Origin of the sequence: Pseudomonas sp. SJZ079, from assembly GCF_007993865.1 — a bacterium.
Classification (GTDB): Bacteria; Pseudomonadota; Gammaproteobacteria; order Pseudomonadales; family Pseudomonadaceae; genus Aquipseudomonas.
This window is the reverse complement of sequence record NZ_VIUH01000011.1, coordinates 113,984-130,797: the sequence shown is the minus strand read 5'-3', so window position 1 is coordinate 130,797 and position 16,814 is coordinate 113,984. Positions and strand designations below refer to the sequence as shown.

Annotated in this window: 21 protein-coding genes; 18 read left to right on the top strand and 3 right to left on the bottom strand. The window is 62.3% G+C overall.

Annotated elements, in window-relative coordinates; all coding sequences use genetic code 11:
- Nucleotide 1: 1 nt before the first annotated feature.
- Nucleotides 2-397: a hypothetical protein gene (locus tag FBY03_RS12255; protein WP_147172614.1), complete on the top strand. Its 396-nt coding sequence runs from the start codon at nucleotides 2-4 to the stop codon at nucleotides 395-397.
- On the top strand, nucleotides 397-747 hold the full coding sequence (locus tag FBY03_RS12250) for a hypothetical protein (RefSeq protein ID WP_256677924.1): 351 nt from the start codon (nucleotides 397-399) through the stop codon (nucleotides 745-747). Before FBY03_RS12255 ends, FBY03_RS12250 begins: the two co-directional genes overlap by 1 nt.
- A gap of 262 nt (nucleotides 748-1,009) precedes the next feature.
- On the opposite strand, the gene FBY03_RS12245 is transcribed toward FBY03_RS12250, so the two are convergent.
- Nucleotides 1,010-1,831, bottom strand: a complete 822-nt coding sequence (locus FBY03_RS12245; RefSeq protein WP_178090652.1) for an RES family NAD+ phosphorylase — start codon at nucleotides 1,829-1,831, stop codon at nucleotides 1,010-1,012.
- Nucleotides 1,832-2,191: 360 nt separating this feature from the next.
- Here FBY03_RS12245 and FBY03_RS12240 point away from each other — a divergent pair, with 360 nt between their 5' ends.
- From FBY03_RS12240 to FBY03_RS12190, 11 genes are all read left to right on the top strand, one after another.
- Nucleotides 2,192-2,989: a DNA adenine methylase gene (locus FBY03_RS12240; protein ID WP_147172611.1), complete on the top strand. Its 798-nt coding sequence runs from the start codon at nucleotides 2,192-2,194 to the stop codon at nucleotides 2,987-2,989.
- A 145-nt stretch (nucleotides 2,990-3,134) separates the two neighbouring features.
- A complete protein-coding gene (locus FBY03_RS12235) occupies nucleotides 3,135-3,872 on the top strand; it encodes a hypothetical protein (RefSeq protein WP_147172609.1) in 738 nt (245 codons plus the stop codon).
- A gap of 32 nt (nucleotides 3,873-3,904) precedes the next feature.
- Entirely contained in the window at nucleotides 3,905-4,900 is a 996-nt protein-coding gene (locus tag FBY03_RS12230; protein ID WP_147172608.1) for a phage protease, read from the top strand.
- Complete coding sequence (locus FBY03_RS12225) at nucleotides 4,900-5,808, top strand: Mu-like prophage major head subunit gpT family protein (protein WP_147172607.1); 909 nt, start codon at nucleotides 4,900-4,902, stop codon at nucleotides 5,806-5,808. Before FBY03_RS12230 ends, FBY03_RS12225 begins: the two co-directional genes overlap by 1 nt.
- 12 nt (nucleotides 5,809-5,820) lie before the next feature.
- Nucleotides 5,821-6,198: an HI1506-related protein gene (locus FBY03_RS12220; protein ID WP_147172606.1), complete on the top strand. Its 378-nt coding sequence runs from the start codon at nucleotides 5,821-5,823 to the stop codon at nucleotides 6,196-6,198.
- 3 nt (nucleotides 6,199-6,201) lie between these two features.
- Nucleotides 6,202-6,612 carry a gp436 family protein gene (locus FBY03_RS12215; RefSeq protein ID WP_147172604.1) on the top strand — a complete coding sequence of 137 codons (411 nt, stop codon included), beginning with the start codon at nucleotides 6,202-6,204 and terminating at the stop codon, nucleotides 6,610-6,612.
- Nucleotides 6,609-7,052, top strand: coding sequence for a phage virion morphogenesis protein (locus FBY03_RS12210; protein ID WP_147172603.1), 444 nt, complete (start codon nucleotides 6,609-6,611; stop codon nucleotides 7,050-7,052). The genes FBY03_RS12215 and FBY03_RS12210 overlap by 4 nt, the downstream gene beginning before the upstream one ends.
- On the top strand, nucleotides 7,045-7,512 hold the full coding sequence (locus tag FBY03_RS12205) for a hypothetical protein (RefSeq protein WP_147172601.1): 468 nt from the start codon (nucleotides 7,045-7,047) through the stop codon (nucleotides 7,510-7,512). The genes FBY03_RS12210 and FBY03_RS12205 overlap by 8 nt, the downstream gene beginning before the upstream one ends.
- Nucleotides 7,513-7,520: 8 nt before the next feature.
- Nucleotides 7,521-7,724, top strand: a complete 204-nt coding sequence (locus FBY03_RS12200; protein WP_147172600.1) for a hypothetical protein — start codon at nucleotides 7,521-7,523, stop codon at nucleotides 7,722-7,724.
- Between the two features lie 3 nt (nucleotides 7,725-7,727).
- Nucleotides 7,728-8,465, top strand: coding sequence for a hypothetical protein (locus FBY03_RS12195; protein ID WP_147172599.1), 738 nt, complete (start codon nucleotides 7,728-7,730; stop codon nucleotides 8,463-8,465).
- Between the two features lie 48 nt (nucleotides 8,466-8,513).
- Nucleotides 8,514-8,861, top strand: a complete 348-nt coding sequence (locus tag FBY03_RS12190; protein WP_147172598.1) for a hypothetical protein — start codon at nucleotides 8,514-8,516, stop codon at nucleotides 8,859-8,861.
- A 69-nt stretch (nucleotides 8,862-8,930) separates the two neighbouring features.
- Here FBY03_RS12190 and FBY03_RS22980 read toward each other — a convergent pair whose 3' ends face one another.
- Both FBY03_RS22980 and FBY03_RS22975 read right to left on the bottom strand, forming a co-directional pair.
- Entirely contained in the window at nucleotides 8,931-9,089 is a 159-nt protein-coding gene (locus FBY03_RS22980) for a hypothetical protein (RefSeq protein WP_156088617.1), read from the bottom strand.
- 7 nt (nucleotides 9,090-9,096) lie between these two features.
- Nucleotides 9,097-9,267 carry a hypothetical protein gene (locus FBY03_RS22975; RefSeq protein ID WP_156088616.1) on the bottom strand — a complete coding sequence of 57 codons (171 nt, stop codon included), beginning with the start codon at nucleotides 9,265-9,267 and terminating at the stop codon, nucleotides 9,097-9,099.
- On the opposite strand from FBY03_RS22975, the gene FBY03_RS12185 reads away from it, so the two are divergent.
- The 5 genes from FBY03_RS12185 to FBY03_RS12165 are packed head-to-tail and all read left to right on the top strand — an operon-like array spanning nucleotide 9,266 to nucleotide 16,812.
- Nucleotides 9,266-12,553: a phage tail tape measure protein gene (locus tag FBY03_RS12185; RefSeq protein ID WP_147172597.1), complete on the top strand. Its 3,288-nt coding sequence runs from the start codon at nucleotides 9,266-9,268 to the stop codon at nucleotides 12,551-12,553. The two genes, FBY03_RS22975 and FBY03_RS12185, sit on opposite strands and share 2 nt — an antisense overlap.
- Nucleotides 12,550-13,074 (top strand): hypothetical protein, encoded by a 525-nt coding sequence (locus tag FBY03_RS12180; RefSeq protein ID WP_147172596.1) that lies wholly within the window; start codon nucleotides 12,550-12,552, stop codon nucleotides 13,072-13,074. Before FBY03_RS12185 ends, FBY03_RS12180 begins: the two co-directional genes overlap by 4 nt.
- Nucleotides 13,074-14,804, top strand: coding sequence for a hypothetical protein (locus FBY03_RS12175; protein WP_147172595.1), 1,731 nt, complete (start codon nucleotides 13,074-13,076; stop codon nucleotides 14,802-14,804). The genes FBY03_RS12180 and FBY03_RS12175 overlap by 1 nt, the downstream gene beginning before the upstream one ends.
- Entirely contained in the window at nucleotides 14,801-15,133 is a 333-nt protein-coding gene (locus tag FBY03_RS12170; protein ID WP_147172594.1) for a hypothetical protein, read from the top strand. Before FBY03_RS12175 ends, FBY03_RS12170 begins: the two co-directional genes overlap by 4 nt.
- Entirely contained in the window at nucleotides 15,130-16,812 is a 1,683-nt protein-coding gene (locus tag FBY03_RS12165) for a hypothetical protein (protein ID WP_147172593.1), read from the top strand. Before FBY03_RS12170 ends, FBY03_RS12165 begins: the two co-directional genes overlap by 4 nt.
- Nucleotides 16,813-16,814 lie beyond the last annotated feature (2 nt).

The window sequence follows — 16,814 nt, the reverse complement described above, 5'->3', positions numbered from 1 at the left end:
TATGCGGGATAAAATCTTCCTTCTTTGCCTCATCCTCACGCCTCATCTTGATATTTTCGCCGCATCCTTGCCAGATAGCGAAGTCACCAATGGAAAGGCTGCAGCTCCCGAGGCAGCGTATACCCTGCCCCTGTATTTGCTCCAAAAAGACGGGGTACTAGTCCCGGTTCAATTTGGTGAAGGCACACAACCGTACTCCACCTCCCAGGGCAACGTAGCACGTCTTTCTATCCCTAAGGAATGGGAGCTGAACGAGAATAAGCTCTCCAAGCAAATTTCCTTGCAGAGGAATGCCATCAACGAGCTTAAGACGCAACTTGATAATATGAAGAAAAAGCTTGAGTCCTATGAAGCGCTCGAAGTTCGTGTCAAGGCGCTTGAGTCGGGGGCTAAGTAGTGAGCGAAAATAGAGACAAAACCATCTTCGATGAAATGAACGAACAATGGCTGCCAAACTCCAGCACTACCAGCGGGAGCGAGAGTGCATGGCATGCACTGATGCCGTCTTTGGCAACCTCGATTCTATTCTTCACTTTCTTCGCCCTTCTCCTTGCAGCAGTCCTTCTTTGGAAAAAGGAGTCCTCCGCGCTTGATATGTTGCGGCTTTTTGGAGTCATCCTGATCGTTGGCCTTTCCAGCTTCTTGCTGGTGGCCGGTTATAGTGATGACCAACTCACTCCGATTGTTGGTCTGTTTGGTGCGATTGTGGGATATCTACTGGGAAAGGACTCGGGTAAGGGGGGCTGAATAGTTCACAAACACATGAGATATGTGAAGTAACCTTGATGACCGCTAGCGGAAAACGGTCCGCTGTTCTCCACCAGCCTCTACGATTGGCCGCGTCGGTGCTAGTTATTCGCGACTGGCAACTCTCGCCCCAGAGCGGGCGTTAAAGAAACACACCCCCTTTGCCACGACCACAGGACGGGGAGACAAAAACCTCACCAGAAAATAGGGCATCGAAGAAACTACCAAATGTGGTCGAATTTATATGATGCCCTATCCACTTTTATTTTATCTCCGGGAATATCCTTCTCTGCTCTTCTGAGCCAATTTGATGATAGCGAGCATTTCCTGATACTTCGTCGAAATCAACGACGAATTTGACGTTCAGGGCGCCAGGGGTCGAGACGGTAAGATCGCAAATCATCACACCAAGCAAGTCAAGACACAGTTTCGATTTTCCAGGCAAAAATGCCACGTTGAACTTTTCCGATGACTGAACGGAGCGGTAGCACCAAGCGTCTTGCTCTGGATAATTGAAGAACGTATCCGCTATTGCACGAGTTATGGAATACCGACCCTCGCTCCCTGGCGGAACAGCCTTTGAGAACTCTTCATCTAGAAACGAATAGAACAACTTTGACCTATGGTCTTTGGGTAGACTGGAATTCTCATAATCGCCAAGAACGGCAGTATTAATTGGACGAGACGACCTGTAAACCATGATGGCGACATGTTTACTTTCACTTGCCCTAGCCTCGTCGATTGCCAAACTAGGATCGCCCGCGCAGCAGTATAGGATACTCTGGTTAACCGCATTAATACGCCCTTGCACTTTCACTACATGAGCAGGTGGCTCCCACGCATCCCCAACTTGTCGAATTGTCTGCAATGGAATGCTAGTGTCGTGTGGCGGAATTGCTCTTGCGCGAAAAAAGGTTGTTCCTTGCTCGTACTGTTTGGTCTCCGCCGCAAACGAATACATATTTCCGAATATTGACGATACAGCTTCCATGCAACCCTTGTCACTGATTCCAGCTTCTGCGCAACTTCGAAAATCCGAAATCCTGTTCCTGATTTCGTCATCATAAATATCAGAAGAAAACATATTATTCATCCATTTTAGATATGGGACGGTGCGGGAAATGGGACGGGAAATGGGACAGATTTATTTTCCCTACTCCGCGCGCCTGTTCATGGCCGCATGCAGCAAGTTGTCAACAGCCTTTACGGATCAATAAGCACCACTGACCCCCTTCCTCTAACTTCCTCCTCCGATGCCGCCGACCATGACGGTATCAAAACTACTCCTGAAATCTAAAAAGGACCGACCGGCCAAGGTGTACCACCACCCCAGCCGGCCGCCAAACCCGCAGAACTCGCCTGCAAGCCCAGCTAAGGCCCTCGCCTCGTCGACGAAGCGCGGGCAACGTATCACCTGGCTATCCATACAGTAAAGGCTTGCGCTATGACTTCCCCAATAATCCCCTGGATGGGTGGCAAACGCCGCCTGGCCGACCGTTTGATTCCCCTGTTTCCACCCCATGAATGCTATGTCGAGGTGTTCGCCGGAGGCGCCGCGCTGTTCTTCATGCGGCCCCAGCCAGCACCGGTCGAGGTGCTCAACGATATCAATGGCGACTTGGTTAGCCTCTATCGCGTGGTGCAGAACCACCTGGAAGAGTTTGTCCGCCAGTTCAAATGGGCATTGTCCTCGCGCCAGCTTTTCGACTGGCAGAAGCAGACCCGCCCGGAGACGCTCACCGACATCCAGCGCGCCGCCCGGTTCTTCTACCTGCAACACCACGCATTCGGCGGCAAGGTCAGCGGGCAGAACTTCGGCACCGCCACCACCGGACCGGCCATCAACCTGATGCGCATTGAGGAAAACCTGTCGGCTGCCTGGCAGCGCTTGGCCGGCACCTATGTGGAGAACCTGCCCTGGCTCGACTGCGCCGAACGCTACGACCGTCCGCACACCTTCCTCTACATGGACCCGCCGTACTGGCAAACCGAGGGGTACGGTGTCGACTTCCCGTTCTCCGAGTACGAGCGCATGGCCGACTTTATGCGGCGCTGCAAGGGTAAGGTGATGGTCAGCATCAACGACCACCCGGACATTCGCCGGGCGTTCGCCGGTTTTCATATGGAGGAACTCGATATCAGCTACAGCGTCGGTAATCAGCGTAAGGGCAAGGGCGAAAGGTCGGGCGAACTGGTGATAATGAACTGGGAGCCAAGCGCATTAGGGGGGCTATTCTGCTGATGCTTTCGAATCGTCACACGTACCTGATCAAGCCGAGCTGGTGCGCGCTTCAAGAAAGCGAGTCTGCGATTTTCGAAATTGGGGCGGCCGTTGCCGGATTGGCGCAGGAACAGGCACGCTAGAGGTTTGCAAGCGGAGGTTACTCATGGATATAAAAATCAAAAAAATTTGGGGCGCAGACCAGAAGGCTAGGGAGCGTCATCTCTGGCATAAGAAGCGGAATATCAGGAACTGGCCCATTCACAAAATGCGTGCCTTAGCCGTTTTTGAGTGTTTCGCACATGCTGCGCGAGAGCATGGCCAGTCCTTCGGTGTGATTGACCAGATCAGAAAACCGGAAGCGCCCGACGAGGTTGGTATTTTTCATTATGGGCAAGACCACGTTAGTTTGATATTTCCGTCGCGGCCCACTGGAGAGCTAACGGTGACGCAGAGCTGGGGGGGAGGTGTTTATAGCAAGAGAGAGAGCGAAGCGGGTGCATCACTTGCCATTCATTTTAGTGAGCACAATGGAGTATTTCAGACCTTCCTGTTTCCGCCGAAGTGCTCGACATTAGTCAAAGAAAAGCGCGGTATTTTGATTGATTTTTCGTTCAATATGGACAATCTGACACCAGAATACTCGGTCAAGATGATTAGAAAACTGCTGATCTTCAATCGGGTGGAAAGCGTACTCGAAAGTAGTACGCGTCTTGAGCGCTGGAGAGTGCGATGGTGGCGCTTTATTGATGTGCGAAACAGAAAAGGTATCGGGGAAAAGGTCGAGCATCTTTTAACACCGTGGGAAATGATTGTGCTGGCTGCATTACTCGCTATCTTTGGCTCATCTGCCGTCCTGAAGGGTATTCCATATCTCTGGCAACTACTGAACCCCATCCTCTAATCCCGCCCCCTCATACCGCCGAAACTGGCGGCATGAACACACAAAACGCCCCACACAATCGCACCACCTCCACGGCCCTTTGCTTTGAGCTGAGCGCCGATGTGCCCGAGTGGGTCGAGGTGTTGCCGCCTGGCCCGTCCGTGGTTGGCCGCGATGGCCGCACCTGGTCCTATGACGCGGCCGAGGTGTTGGCCAACACCCAGGCGCACGTTCAGGGCGCCGACCTGCCGTTCGACTACCTGCACGCCACCGAACTCAAGGCGCCGCAAGGCGATGAAGCACCGGCTGCCGGCTGGGCGCGCGAGTACCGCGTCAACGCCCAGGGCGGCATCGACGCCCGTGCCGAGTGGACGCAGAAAGCCCGCAACGCCATCAGCGAGCGCGAATACCGCTACCTGTCGCCCGTGTTCCTCTATGACGACAGCGGCCGCATCCACCGCTTTTCCAGCTTCGGATTGGTCAACAAGCCGAACCTGGTCATCAAGGCGCTCAACGCCGAACAAACCACCACCACGGAGAACATCCCGATGCTCGCAGCAGCCATCCGGGCAGCCCTCGGCTTGCCTGAAAACGCCACGGAGGAGCAAGCCGTGGCGGCCATTCAAGCGCTGAAAGATGCCGAAAAAACGGCGTTGAACAGCGAGAAAGCCCCGTCGCTGGCGCTGTATGTGCCGCGTGCGGATTACAACAGCCTGGAACAGCGCGCAGTTAACGCCGAGCAGACGCTCGCCCAGCGTGACAAGGATCAACTGGCGACCGCCATCAACGGCGAGATCGAGGCGGCGCTCAAGGCCGGCAAGATCACCCCGGCCACCAAGGCTTACCACGTCGCGGCCTGCCAGGAGAACGGCGGCCTGGAGCGCTTCCGCGACTTCGTCAAAGCCGCGCCCTCGGTCACCGAGCCAGTGCTCAGCGATGAGCTGCCGAAAACCACCACCGCACTCAACTCCGAGCAAAAAGAGGCTGCCCGCCTGCTCGGCATGGCCGATGCGGACTACCTCAAGCTACTCAACCAGGAGGCTAAATAATGGCCGTTGTAACCCCCGCATTGCTGCAGGCGCTGTTTGTTGGCTTCCGTGCCGACTACCAGCGCGGTCTGGCAGCCGCCCCCAGCCAGTACAAGGAAATCGCCACGGTCGTGCCCAGCGCCACCGCGAGCAACACCTATGGCTGGCTGGGACAGTTCCCCAAACTGCGCGAGTGGATAGGCGCCCGCGTGCTCAAGGACATGGCCGCGCATGGCTACTCCATCAGCAACAAGCTGTTCGAGGGCACTGTCGCGATTCCGCGTACCGCCGTTGAAGACGACACCGCCGGCATCTATCGGCCGATGTTTGAAGAAATGGGCCGCTCCGCCGCAAGCCACCCAGACGAGCTGATCTTCGCCTTGCTGGCAGCCGGCTTCAGCACTACCTGCTTCGACGGCCAGTACTTCTTCGATACCGACCACCCGGTGTACCCGGAGGTGGACGGTACCGGCGTGGCCGTGAACGTCAGCAACGTCGACATTCCCGGCGTCGATCCTGGTCCGTCCTGGTACCTGCTGGACACCAGCCGCGCGATCAAGCCGCTGATCTATCAGGAGCGCCTCAAGCCTGAGCTGGAAAGCAAGACCGACCCGACCAAGAGCGATCACGTGTTCGACCATGACGAGTACGTGCATGGCGTGCGGGCGCGCAATAACGGTGGCTTCGGTTTCTGGCAGATGGCCTTTGCCTCGCAGCAGCCGCTGACCGGCGAGCATTACGGCAACGCCCGTGCGGCCATGGGCGAGTTCAAGGCCGATGGCGGCCGCCCGCTGGGCATCACGCCCAATCTGCTGGTGGTGCCGCCGCGCCTGGAAGGCGCCGCGCGCAAGCTTCTGGAGAAAGACACCGACGCCGGCAACGAGTGGTACCACACCGCGAAGGTGCTGGTCTGCCCGTGGCTCGCATAAGGGGGCGCCGCCATGACTATCCGTATCACCTCAAAACAGGACGGCTTCCGCCGCTGTGGCGTCGCCCACCCGGCGGTCGTTACCTCGCACCGCTACGACAAGTTCAGCGTCGCCGAACTGAAACGCCTGCAGGCCGAGCCGATGCTTATCGTCGAGCTGCTCGATGGCGAGCCCGAGGATGACGGCGAGTTGCACCAGTCCTCCCCGGTGGTAAGCAAGGAAGCCAAGCCAGCGTCGGCAAAACCGGCGAAGGCCAAGACCGGCACCAGTGCCAAACCTGCCGCAAAGAAGCCGGTCGCAAGCAGCAAACCTGTCGCTAAGCCGGCTGCAGAAACGCCTCCTGCTGCGCAGCAACAAGAGGAAAACCAGCAGCAAGGCAGCGAGGCATAACCCATGGCCTACGCAACGCAGGACGCACTGATCGAACGGCATGGCCTGGATGCCGTGTTGCTGGTCGCCGACCGTGACGACGACGGCGTGGTCGATGCTGCGGTGGTGGCCAAGGCTCTAGCCGATGCCACCGCCGAAATCGACACTTACGTCGGCGCCCGGCACCGGCTACCGCTGCCGTCGGTACCCGAGGTGCTGGTGCGCCTGTGTTGCGACATCAGCCTTTATCGCCTATCCGCAGATGCCGGCAGCAATACCGAGGAAAAGCGCAAGCGCTTCGAGGATGCAGTGTCCCTGCTGATTCGTATCGCGGGCGGCAGTGTTTCCCTCGGTTTGCCTACCCCGGTGGAGCAGCAAAGCAGCGGCGAGGCTTGGTTCGAGGGCCAGCCCAAGCGTTTTGGTGACCTGCTGTGACAGGGGCCGCCATTCGTGCCGACCTGGCCACCGATCCGCGCATTGCGCGGCGGCTGGAGCGCCTGGTGCAGCTCGATGTCGAGCCGCTGCTGGAAGGCATTGGCGCCGAGGTAGAGAGCCAGACGCGGCGGCGCATTCAGGTGGACAAGCACGGCCCGGCCGGTGAGGCCTGGCCGGAATGGTCGGCGGACTACGCCGAGACCCGGCACAGCGGCCAGAGCCTGTTGCAGGGCACCGGCCACTTGCAGGACAGCATCACCTACCAGGTGGAAGGCGACAGCGTGCTGGTGGGCAGCCCGCTGGTGTATGCCGCGACTCACCAGTTCGGCGACCCGGATCGCGGCATTGAAGCCCGGCCATACCTGGGCCTGGAAGGCGAGGACCACGAGGACGTGGTGGGCATGATCGAGGACTACCTGGAGGAACTGGCCGATGGCTGAGTTGACCCCGGCCCAGGTTCTGGCAGGCATCCAGGCATGGGCGCAGCAGCAATATCAGGAAGCCGGGCAAAAGGTCGAGGTGGCCCTGCACGGTGGCCGTTTCAGCGTCGCCGACCTGGAGCGCTACAGCACCAGAACACTGGCCTGCCGCATCGCTCTGGAGGGCCTCAAGTTTGAGGTCAACGGCGCCGGCCGGCTGATTGCCCACGGTCATGTCGTGGTGGTGGTGCTGGCCGGTGATGGCAGCAAGGCCGGCAGCCGCGCCCTCAACGTACTGGCGGTGGGCGGCACCCTGCAGGCCGCGTTGCCAGGCAGCAAGTGCGGCCTGGCGTTGGAGGACAGCGTGAACGCCAAGGATCTGCGCAGCGCCAACCTGTATCACGCCGGCCTGGACAAAGCCGGTACCGCCGCCTGGGTGCTGACCTGGCCGGTGAAGTTCAACCATCCCCGCGTCCGTTAGGAGGACACATGAGCAAGCAAGCAGCCCCCGCCGGCTCGGCGGACACCACCCAGCCGGCGGCCAAAACCGTGCAGGTGAAGATCACCAGCAAGCAAGGCCATCGCCATGCGGGCAAAAAACGTGCGGAGGACGCCGTTATCAGCGTCTCGTCGCGCGACGCTGAAATCATCGTCGACCGGCTCAAGGTCGGCGAACGGGTAAAGGGGGAGTAACCCATGGCACAGCCGAAAGTATTCAAGGGGGTCGGTATCGTCCACGCCCAGCGCCTGGGTGTAGCGGATGCACCCCTGCGGGACGTGGGCGACGTAGAGCAGTTGAAGGTGGCCCACCGCAGCAACTCCACGACCTGGAAGCAACACCGTCGCCCTGGCGGTGGCAACCTGGCACGCCTGGACATCCTGGACGGTGCCGACCTGAGCGTGCAGATGCAGGAATGGACGCCGGAAAACCAGGCCATGGTGCTGCAGGGCAAGGTGATCGACCTGCCGCCGGAAACCGTCACCGGCGAGGCCATCGTGCTGCAGCCCGGCGGCCTGAGCATGACCGAGTTTCCTGGGGCGACCAGCATCACCCTGACCAAAACCTCCGACAGCTCGGATATTCCGCTGACGGCTGTAACGGTATCGGCGGCCGGGGTGAGCGTGCCGGCCGACAGCACGGAGATCACAGCTGTTACCCCTGCGACCATCGCCTACACCAGCACTCAGGCCACGCGCATCGAGCCGCTGATCGAAGCTGGCGCGGAATACCGCCTGGTATTCGACGGCCTCAACGAGGCGGACAGCGGGCGGCCGTGCATTGTCGAGGTATTCCGCTGGAAGGCGCCGCCGGCCGAGGAGCTGGCGCTGATCGACGGCGAGAACCCCGGCAAGTTGCTGAGCAAGGGCGAGATCCTCGCCGACCCGGCGAAGGGCTCTGCCGAGTCGCCGTTCTACCGCATCACCTGGTTGTAATCACCCACCACCGCGTCGGGCCGTTATGGCCCGGCTTTGGAGCAATTCATGAGTTTGACCAAGAAGAGCGCGGCCGGCGGCCTGGGCATTACCTGCCGCGAACTGAGCGTGCAGGAGATCCGCGACTGGCTGAAGAGCCTGGCGCAGGGCGTTGATGAGCCCGACCCGGTGGGCGACACCCTGATCGAAGCGGTCAGCCTGGCCGACCTGATGCGCATGAGTGATGCCACCCCGGAACAGCTGGGCAGCCTGCCGCCGAGCCAATTGCGCGTGCTGGCCGCCGACTGCAAAGAGGTGAACAGCGATTTTTTCGCCCTGAGGGAGCGCATCGAAGGAATGGGAAAACATCTCCTCGGGCAGCTCTCGGGCGACTCGAGCGCAACGCCAGCACCCTGATCCGCCATGGACACAGCAACCTGTGGGGCTATTCCTGGGGCATGTGGCAGGCGGCGTTAGAGGAAGCGATCAGCGCGGCCGAGGCGGTGCAAAAAGGACGCTGAGATACAGCGCCACGCTGGTGACTAGCAAGGTGCCGAGCAGCACCAGGGCGAATGCAGAGGCGACGAAGCGCGGGAACATCGCCCAGCAGAGCGCCAGGCCGAGGACAAGCAAGAAGGCTTTCACGGCCGCGCTAGCGCTTGGGTGGGCGCGGTAGGAACAGGCCCGCGAAATATGCCGGCCCTGAAATAAGCAGAAGGGCAAAAGCCACAACGAACGCTGCTCCGATAAGCCACCACATCAGTTTTGGCAGCACGAACGCTATTACCAGCAGCGCAAGTAAAACAAAGTGAGCGAGTTTCATGACTGATGTCCGTCTCTCAATATCCGTTGATGCCAACCAAGGCCGCCGTCAGATCCAGGACTTCCGCGCGGGCTATGTGGCGTTGGTGGAGCAGCTGCGCAAGCCCTTGGGGCAGATCGCCTCGCTGCGTGACCTGCAGAACAGCCTAGTCGACAACCAAAAGCAACTCAATGCGACGCGAGACAAGCTACGCGAGCTGGCCAATGAGCTGATCAGCACCGAGCGTCCGACCAAGGCGCAGCAGCAAGCCTACCGGGCCGCCACCACCGAGGCGAAAGCCCTGGAACAGGCGATTGCTGGCCAGCGCACCCAGTTCAGCCAATTGTCCGGCGCCTTGAAAAGTGCCGGCGTCGACACCAATCGCCTGGGCAACGAGCAGAAGCGCCTGGCGGCCGACTTCGCCCAGGTCAGCAAAGCCGCTAACCAGCAGGCACGGCTGGCCGGTGCCCGCCAGGCGCTGGGCGTGCGTCCGCACCGCGAGATTCGTGGCGAGATCGTCCAGCTGCAGCGCCAATATCAACTGTTGCAGCGCACCGGCATGCTGACCACGGCCGAGCTGGCCCAGGCCAAAGTGCGCCTGCGCGAGCGGGTGGGCGAGCTGGAGGTTAGCACCAACGGCTGGGCGCGCAGCCTGGGCCAGGTACGCCTGCAAGCCGGCGCGGCCATCGCCAGCATGGGCGCTATTGCCTATGCCGGCGGCAGTCTGCTGCGCTTCTACGCCCAGTTCGCCCAGCGCATGGGCGAGGTCAACAGCATCACCGACCTCAACCAGCAGCAGTTCCAGGCGCTCTCCACCGACGTGCGTCAGCTCAGCCAGGACATGGGCCGCGATGCCACCCAGTCGGCCTCCGCGCTGTACGACATTCTTTCGTCCGGCGTATCGCCGGATAACAGCATCAGCACTCTGGCGCAGGCGACCAAGGCAGCGGTGGCCGGCGTGACCGACACCGCCACCGCCGTGCGTGGTGGCCTGGCGGTGGTCAACGCTTATGGCGAGGGCATCGAGAACCTGGGTGCCCGCTACGACCAGTTGTTCCTGGCGGTGCGCGACGGGGTGACCACCTTCCCGGAGCTGGCCAACTACATTGGCGACACCCTGCCCACTGCCAAGGCGGCCGGGGTGGAATTCGGCGAGGTGGCGGCCGCCATCGCCCTGATGACCAAGGCGGGCATCCGCACGCCGCAGGCCACCACCGCGCTGAAGGGCGCGATCAACGCCCTGGCCGCGCCCAGCGGTGTGGCCAAAGACGCCATGGTCGAGTTGGGTATTGAGTGGCGCGGCCTGACTGCAACTCTGGAGGACATCGCGGGTCGCAACCTGGGCCTGGCGGCCATGCGCGAGATTCTGCCGGATGTGGAGGCACGCACGGCGGTTTTGGCACTGACGCAGAACATGGCCGGGCTCAAAACCGAGGTGGTGGCCATGGGCGACGCCGGCGGCTCGCTGGATGCTGCTTACGCCAAGATGGCCGCCACGCCGCAGGCAGAGCTGGACCGGTTCAACGCCTCCTGGAGCGAACTCAAGTTGCAGCTGGGCGAGGCCGCGACAGCCTTTCTCCCTATCGTAGAGATGGGTCGAGGCGCGCTGACTGCTTTTAATGAGTTGCCAGCGCCAATCCGAAACGTCGTTGCCGGGTTGGTTGCGGTGGTTGCCGCCTCGTTAAGCATGCGTGCGGCCATGCTCGCTTTGCGCAACCCCTTCGGCCTGGTTTTGGCACACCTCACCGCCACCCCTGGCGCCGCTGCGGGGGCCGCCCAGGGCATGGGCGGCGTCGGTGCCGCCACCTCGGGCCTGATCCCGCAGCTGAAAACCCTGGCCGACGTGGCCAAGCTGGCGAAAGGCGCCCTGGCCCTGGGCGTGGTCAGCTGGACGGGCGGCAACCTGGTCGAGCTGTATGACTCGATCCAGGCGATTCGCGAGCTGGAAAAGAGCCAGGCCGACTACCAGCAGAGCCTGCAGCAGACCATCGACAAAACCACCGAGTACGCCGACGCGATGATCCTGCCGGCCGAGAGCCTGGCACGGATGACTGAGAGCGAGCGCCAGGCTTACGCCGAACGCCTGCGTCTGGCCGAGGAGCACTACCGCGCCCAGGGCGAGCTGCTGAGCCGCCAGGACACCTCCAATGAAATCAACCAGGACGCCCTCGCTTCGCAACGTCGCGCCACGGAGTTCCGCAAGGCGCTGAGTGCGATCAAGAATGAACAGGCCGAGCGCGAGGCCGCCGAAAGCCGTCACAAGGCCGCCCTGGCCAAGATCAAGAGCGAGCAGCTCAAGGACATCCAGACCGCGCTAGCGGGCGAGATACTGGCCTACGAGGCGGCCAACAAGAAGCTGGAAGCTGCCAACCAGCAAACCCAGGCGGCGATGAAAGCGCGGGCGGCGCTGGCCAAGGAATTCGCGCAGCTGGTCAAGGACATGAACGCCCCGGCTGATGACGGCCCGGCGACCTTCGGCGACGTCACTGCGCTCAAGGCAGGCGCCCGCCAGGCGCTGCAGCGTGGTGACTCGGAAGAGGCGATCCGTCAGGCGCGCGAGGCGGCGGAGATCCTCCGCGAACTCAAGGACAGCGGCGCCAATACCTATGGTTTTGCCGGCATTGCTGGCGAGCTGGGGCAAATCGCCGACCAGGCCGCGCGCCTCGATGAGCTGCAGGCCGACGTGGAACGCATCGACGCCCAGGGCAGGGTCGACGAGATCAAGGCGCGCATGGATGACCTGCTGGCGCAGGCCGAGGCGTTCAAGCGCATCGACATCGAGTTCACCGGTTTTGAGCAGTCGTCTGCCGCTTTGGAGCAGCAGGCCCGCGACCTGGCCGAGCGACTTAAGCAATACATGGTAATTCCGGTCAACTACATCGGTGCCGATGCCGACCAGGCCAAGGCTAGCGCTGCAGCGAATGGCCAGGCCGGCAACATCATCAACGGCGAGCCCGTTAAGCGCGCCACAGGCGGCTGGATCGACGGGCCGGGTTCACCCACCAGCGACAGCATTCTGGTCGCCGCCTCGCGTCGTGAGTTCATGCTCAACGCCAACTCGGCGCGCAGCCTGGGCGCCGCCAACCTGGACTTTATGAACCGCACCGGCCAGCTGCCGGCCCGCGACCCGCTGATTCCCGATATCCCTGCCATCCCGCGCGGCCTAGACCGTGTTGGCGAGCGCCAGCCGCTCAACTTGGCCATGCCCTGGGGCGGCTCTTATGCCTTGGAGGGCTCACCGACCGAGGTGCAGCGCTTCCAGGATGACCTGGAGCGTGCGGCCATCAAGTTTGGAGGGCCTAGATGATCCAGGTGCCTATTGCCGTACTGGTTGATGGCATCGCCATCGAGCCTGACTGCGGCACGATCCGCTGGCGCGAGGAGGCATTCGGCGGGTTTGAAGAGCTGCGCATGATGGACGGCACGGCGTATGTCCAGGAGCACTGGCGGCGGTTTCGTTTCAGTGTCAGCGGGGCCGGCCAGTTAGAGCCGGCCTTGCTTCAGGTCGATGGATCGCAGCCCGTCGACCTGTGGGGCATCAAGCTTCGCGCGATGGTTGGCACTGCCCTGCAGTACCAACTGCCGCCAGCCGCGAAGCGCCGGCCAGATGTGGAGCCGTGGGCAATTGCCCAGGTCGGTTCTCGCTGGATCGATACTGACGTGGTCATGACCGATGATCTGGCCACGCTTAGCCCGATAGCCGGTGCCGCGCGCTATCGGGTGTGCTGGCTGCCGCGCTTCAGTGTGGTGATGCCAGGCGGCGTGGTCGCCGAGCTGGACGAAAGCACCGGCCGCTATGACTGGGCATTCGAGGCGAGGGAGCGCTGATGCTGATCAACGGTGCCCTGATCAATGCTGCGGCGATCAATGCCGGTGCACGCCGGGCGACGGCGCCTATTCAGACCGAAGTGGTGGTGCTGCCGGAAGGCGCGCGCTGGAGCCTGCGGGTGATGCTCGGCTCGGTCGATATCTCGGCGCGCCTGACCGGCCGCGTCAAGTTGGACATCGAGGCAAACGCCGCCCGCTTCTGCCACTTGAGCCTGGTGGCAGAACCGGGATTGATCGACCTGGACAGCTGGTCTGGCAAGACGCTGCAGGTGTATCGCCGTCGCTATGAGGGCGAGAGCCTGGTCAGCGAGACCCTGCGCTTCACCGGCCTGACCTTGCCCGCGCAGTACGACCATTGGCGCAACGTCATCGCCCTGAGCGCCAGCTGTGATCGGCAGAACCGCCTGGAGCAGATGAGCGTCGAGCAGATCGATGCGCTGGTGCCAGGGCACTATGCGACGGCCGTGTCCGGCGAGCTGACCAGCCACTATGAGTACGCTGAGGCGCGGCGGCAGACCCTGCCGATAGACCTCGACTGTGCGCCTGACGGTGCGTTGCGCGTCACCTCCTGGCGCGCGGCGGCCGTGCCGCATTTCGCCTTCGGGGCCGATGCGATCATTGCCGGCAGCCTGCGGGTGGTGCCCGCTACCGAGCAGCCATTGAACAAGCTGGAGCTGACGCTGGAGTACCGCTATGTGCGCCTGCGCCATCGTGAGCATGGCTATGTGTGGGAGCACCCGGCGGGCAGTTTCTGTGTGTGGCTGAGTCGCTCGAGTGAACTGCCGACGTTGAGCATGCTGACCGATGCGCTCAGCCAGGCCGACTGGGATCTGCTAGGCGAGCCTTCGATTGAAGCACTGCCGCCCAGCATGCCCGACCCTTGCGGCAACGGCGGGGCCTGGATCAATACCTTCACCGCCGACCCGCACATGCTCGGCTTTACCGTCCAGGTGGCACGGCGCACGGCGCAGACCCTGACCGAGCGCTACAGCCTGGTGCTGGAGGCTCCCGGCTCCATCGCTACCTTTGGTGAGCGCCTGGAGCGCGAGCGCTACAACGATGACGTGGACTACGACAGCCGCAGCTGGGAAGCCCTGCCGGCTTCGGCGCGGCCCACCGGCGCGACCCAGGACAGCCTCAATGATTGGGTGGTTGACCAGGACGACGCGGCGCGCCGCAGTGCCGTGCTGTTGACCGGGCTGCACCGCGAGGCGGTGCGCATCGAGGAGAGCCATCGGCGTACCCGCGTGACCTGGTTAACGCCGATCACCGACGCGGTGTACGACACGGCCCATACCTGCCAGGTGGATGCCGGCGGTATTCAGGCGCGAGGTAAGGTGGCGGCCATTCAGCAGACCTGGGACTTGGACAGCGGTAGTGAGATCGCCGCCATTGAGTTGGCCATCTATCGCGGTGGCGAGGCGGCCACGGCCGACGAGCTGGTGCAGCCGCCCCGGCCCGAGATCGACCTGGGCGCCGCGCCGCCAGGCTCCACTGTGCTGGCCACCCAGCTCGGCGGCGATCAACTGAGCCCGCCCTACGACGAAGCGCTGGACGGCTTCGCGGGCAACTATTCCGTGCCTTGGCCTGGCAGCCAAACCTGCCCGCGCCGCCTGCAGATCGCCACCCCGGATATCGACGCGGCCTACCGCGACCCCACCGAGGCCGAGGGCGCCTCTCTCTACCGACTGAACATCCCGACCGACCTACTGATAACGGAGGTGGCATGAGCGACGCCGATCTAGTCCGCAACCTTAACGCCTTGCTGAAACCGCGAGCACGCAAAGAACTGCGCCAGCTAGAGCCGCGCGGGCCGCTCAAGGGCAAGCGCGTGCAGGCGGGTTATACGTCAGCGCCCACGAGCGGCGGCATTGCCAGCCCGCTGACCGAGAAAACCAAGGATCAAGGCGGCAGCCAGGTGGCGGACCGCGAGTATTACCCCGCCGGCTTGGTGTCGAGTGACGGCCTGTTCGTATTACCAGCCCTCAAGAAACAGAGTTTTACCGACGCCAATGGCGCCGAGGTGGTCATGGACTTCGCCACGCCGGGGACTCTATGACGCAGCCACTGTGGGGCTTTCCGTGGCATGGCCTGCTGATCAGCCCTGGCTATCAGACCAAGTTGCGGGTGGGCGATGCGGGCGGCGCAGAGTTGCCGATCAATCAACCACCTTTCCCGCCCAACCTGGACGGCGCCATTGGCGAGTATTATTTCGGCGGCGGCGACTTACATGTGTTGCGGTTGCCGGGCATCGCACCATTGAGCCTGACGCCCGAGGAAACTACCGAGCAGGCGGCCCTTGGGCGCACCTGGCAGAACTACACGCTGTTGCATACGAGCATTGCGCGTGACCACTGGTCGGCGGCGAATGGGCTGCGCATGAGCGGCTGGGTGTGCATCGACGCTGCCGGCGACCGATGGCTGGTGAAGCCGGTTGCGGTGCCAAACGTGCGCGGCGATAGCTTGATCGATATCGGCGAGGCGCTGACGTTGAAGTTCGACGTGGTGCCGTTCGGCTATCTCGGCCAGGCGCCGGTCGCCCCCGTGCAGATCGAAGCCACCCTGGCCGACCTGCAGCAAGACGGCGAGCCGCTCGGCACCACCGAGCCAAAAGTGCTCCTGCGTACGGCCAGCATCGCCAGCCACGGGCGTGAAGTGCTGATCGCCCTGTATGCAAAGGGCGCCGAAACGACGCGCGACTTCGCTTGCGGCTGGTTGAAACTGGAGTGTACCGGCGTCGGCCCGGACTTCGGCCTGAGCCTCTCGGTGGTGCATAGCCGCGCCGACTGCCTGGGCAATGCGCAGACCAGTGACGCGGATGGCCGGATTGGCTACCTACTCGCGGCCGGCATGAGCTATGCCGTGGCCGACCGCACACTGACCGGTAGCATGATCGGCGTTGACTTGGTTGTGCCGCCCCCCGGCACGCCGAACCTCTGGCCGGTGGGTACGCGCACAGCGATCAGCAACCGATCCGAGCGCATTCTGAACTTGGTCTACGACGATGCCGACCAGATCGTCACGCTGAGCGCCGACCTGCTGTGGACGCTCGACGAGACCTATGACGCGCCGAGCTTCGTCAGCGCCAGCGGCACTTTGGTAGCGGGCTTTCCCGAAGGGCAGAACGCTTCGGAAGCGCACGGCCGCATAGATTTTTCAGTTGAGCGCACGGCGACTGCCTCGGAGACCCACGAGGTGCTGGTCAAGCGCAATGGCAGCACCGTGGACCAGGGCCGCCTGCGCCGCGATTACGCCGGCAGCAAAACGGAGGTGCTGTTCTTCGAGGCGGCTGGTGGCTACGCGGCCACGCTGTCGCCTGCCCATATCGATGCCAAAACCATGGCGCCGGTCTGGACGGACGGACGCACGCGCACCGACTCATTCACGATCAACGGCGCACAGGCCTACAGCTATACCAGCCCAGCCAACCAGTCGTTTATCGCCCAGTGGACGCCCTATGCCTGGGGCAGCGCCGCGAACTTCACGGTCTACACCGGCGGGCAGTACAGCCAGGCGAGTTACGGCCTGCGGCGGGTCAGAAACCAACTCATCAAGGCCCAGCACAGCCTGTACAACCCACAGACCGGCTCGCAGTTCAGTAAGGAGCACCGGTTCATCGCCAGCCAGGCCCTGTGGGACAACCCGGTCGCCGAGTCTGACCCGTTCTCGCTGACCGGAAGCTACAACCCCGTCACGCATGAGTTGTACGTCGACTCGGTCACCGCCATCCACATCTAAGG

Bases quoted from the DNA above. Each gene is read 5' to 3' on its own strand.
- FBY03_RS12255 (WP_147172614.1), top strand. From the start codon at position 2: ATGCGGGATAAAATCTTCCTTCTTTGCCTCATCCTCACGCCTCATCTT.
- FBY03_RS12180 (WP_147172596.1), top strand. From the start codon at position 12,550: ATGATCCAGGTGCCTATTGCCGTACTGGTTGATGGCATCGCCATCGAG.
- FBY03_RS12240 (WP_147172611.1), top strand. From the start codon at position 2,192: ATGACTTCCCCAATAATCCCCTGGATGGGTGGCAAACGCCGCCTGGCC.
- FBY03_RS12175 (WP_147172595.1), top strand. From the start codon at position 13,074: ATGCTGATCAACGGTGCCCTGATCAATGCTGCGGCGATCAATGCCGGT.
- FBY03_RS12235 (WP_147172609.1), top strand. From the start codon at position 3,135: ATGGATATAAAAATCAAAAAAATTTGGGGCGCAGACCAGAAGGCTAGG.
- FBY03_RS12165 (WP_147172593.1), top strand. From the start codon at position 15,130: ATGACGCAGCCACTGTGGGGCTTTCCGTGGCATGGCCTGCTGATCAGC.
- FBY03_RS12205 (WP_147172601.1), top strand. From the start codon at position 7,045: ATGGCTGAGTTGACCCCGGCCCAGGTTCTGGCAGGCATCCAGGCATGG.
- FBY03_RS22975 (WP_156088616.1), bottom strand. From the start codon at position 9,267: ATGAAACTCGCTCACTTTGTTTTACTTGCGCTGCTGGTAATAGCGTTC.
- FBY03_RS12230 (WP_147172608.1), top strand. From the start codon at position 3,905: ATGAACACACAAAACGCCCCACACAATCGCACCACCTCCACGGCCCTT.
- FBY03_RS12190 (WP_147172598.1), top strand. From the start codon at position 8,514: ATGAGTTTGACCAAGAAGAGCGCGGCCGGCGGCCTGGGCATTACCTGC.
- FBY03_RS12200 (WP_147172600.1), top strand. From the start codon at position 7,521: ATGAGCAAGCAAGCAGCCCCCGCCGGCTCGGCGGACACCACCCAGCCG.
- FBY03_RS12220 (WP_147172606.1), top strand. From the start codon at position 5,821: ATGACTATCCGTATCACCTCAAAACAGGACGGCTTCCGCCGCTGTGGC.
- FBY03_RS12225 (WP_147172607.1), top strand. From the start codon at position 4,900: ATGGCCGTTGTAACCCCCGCATTGCTGCAGGCGCTGTTTGTTGGCTTC.
- FBY03_RS12185 (WP_147172597.1), top strand. From the start codon at position 9,266: ATGACTGATGTCCGTCTCTCAATATCCGTTGATGCCAACCAAGGCCGC.
- FBY03_RS12245 (WP_178090652.1), bottom strand. From the start codon at position 1,831: ATGTTTTCTTCTGATATTTATGATGACGAAATCAGGAACAGGATTTCG.
- FBY03_RS12195 (WP_147172599.1), top strand. From the start codon at position 7,728: ATGGCACAGCCGAAAGTATTCAAGGGGGTCGGTATCGTCCACGCCCAG.
- FBY03_RS12170 (WP_147172594.1), top strand. From the start codon at position 14,801: ATGAGCGACGCCGATCTAGTCCGCAACCTTAACGCCTTGCTGAAACCG.
- FBY03_RS12215 (WP_147172604.1), top strand. From the start codon at position 6,202: ATGGCCTACGCAACGCAGGACGCACTGATCGAACGGCATGGCCTGGAT.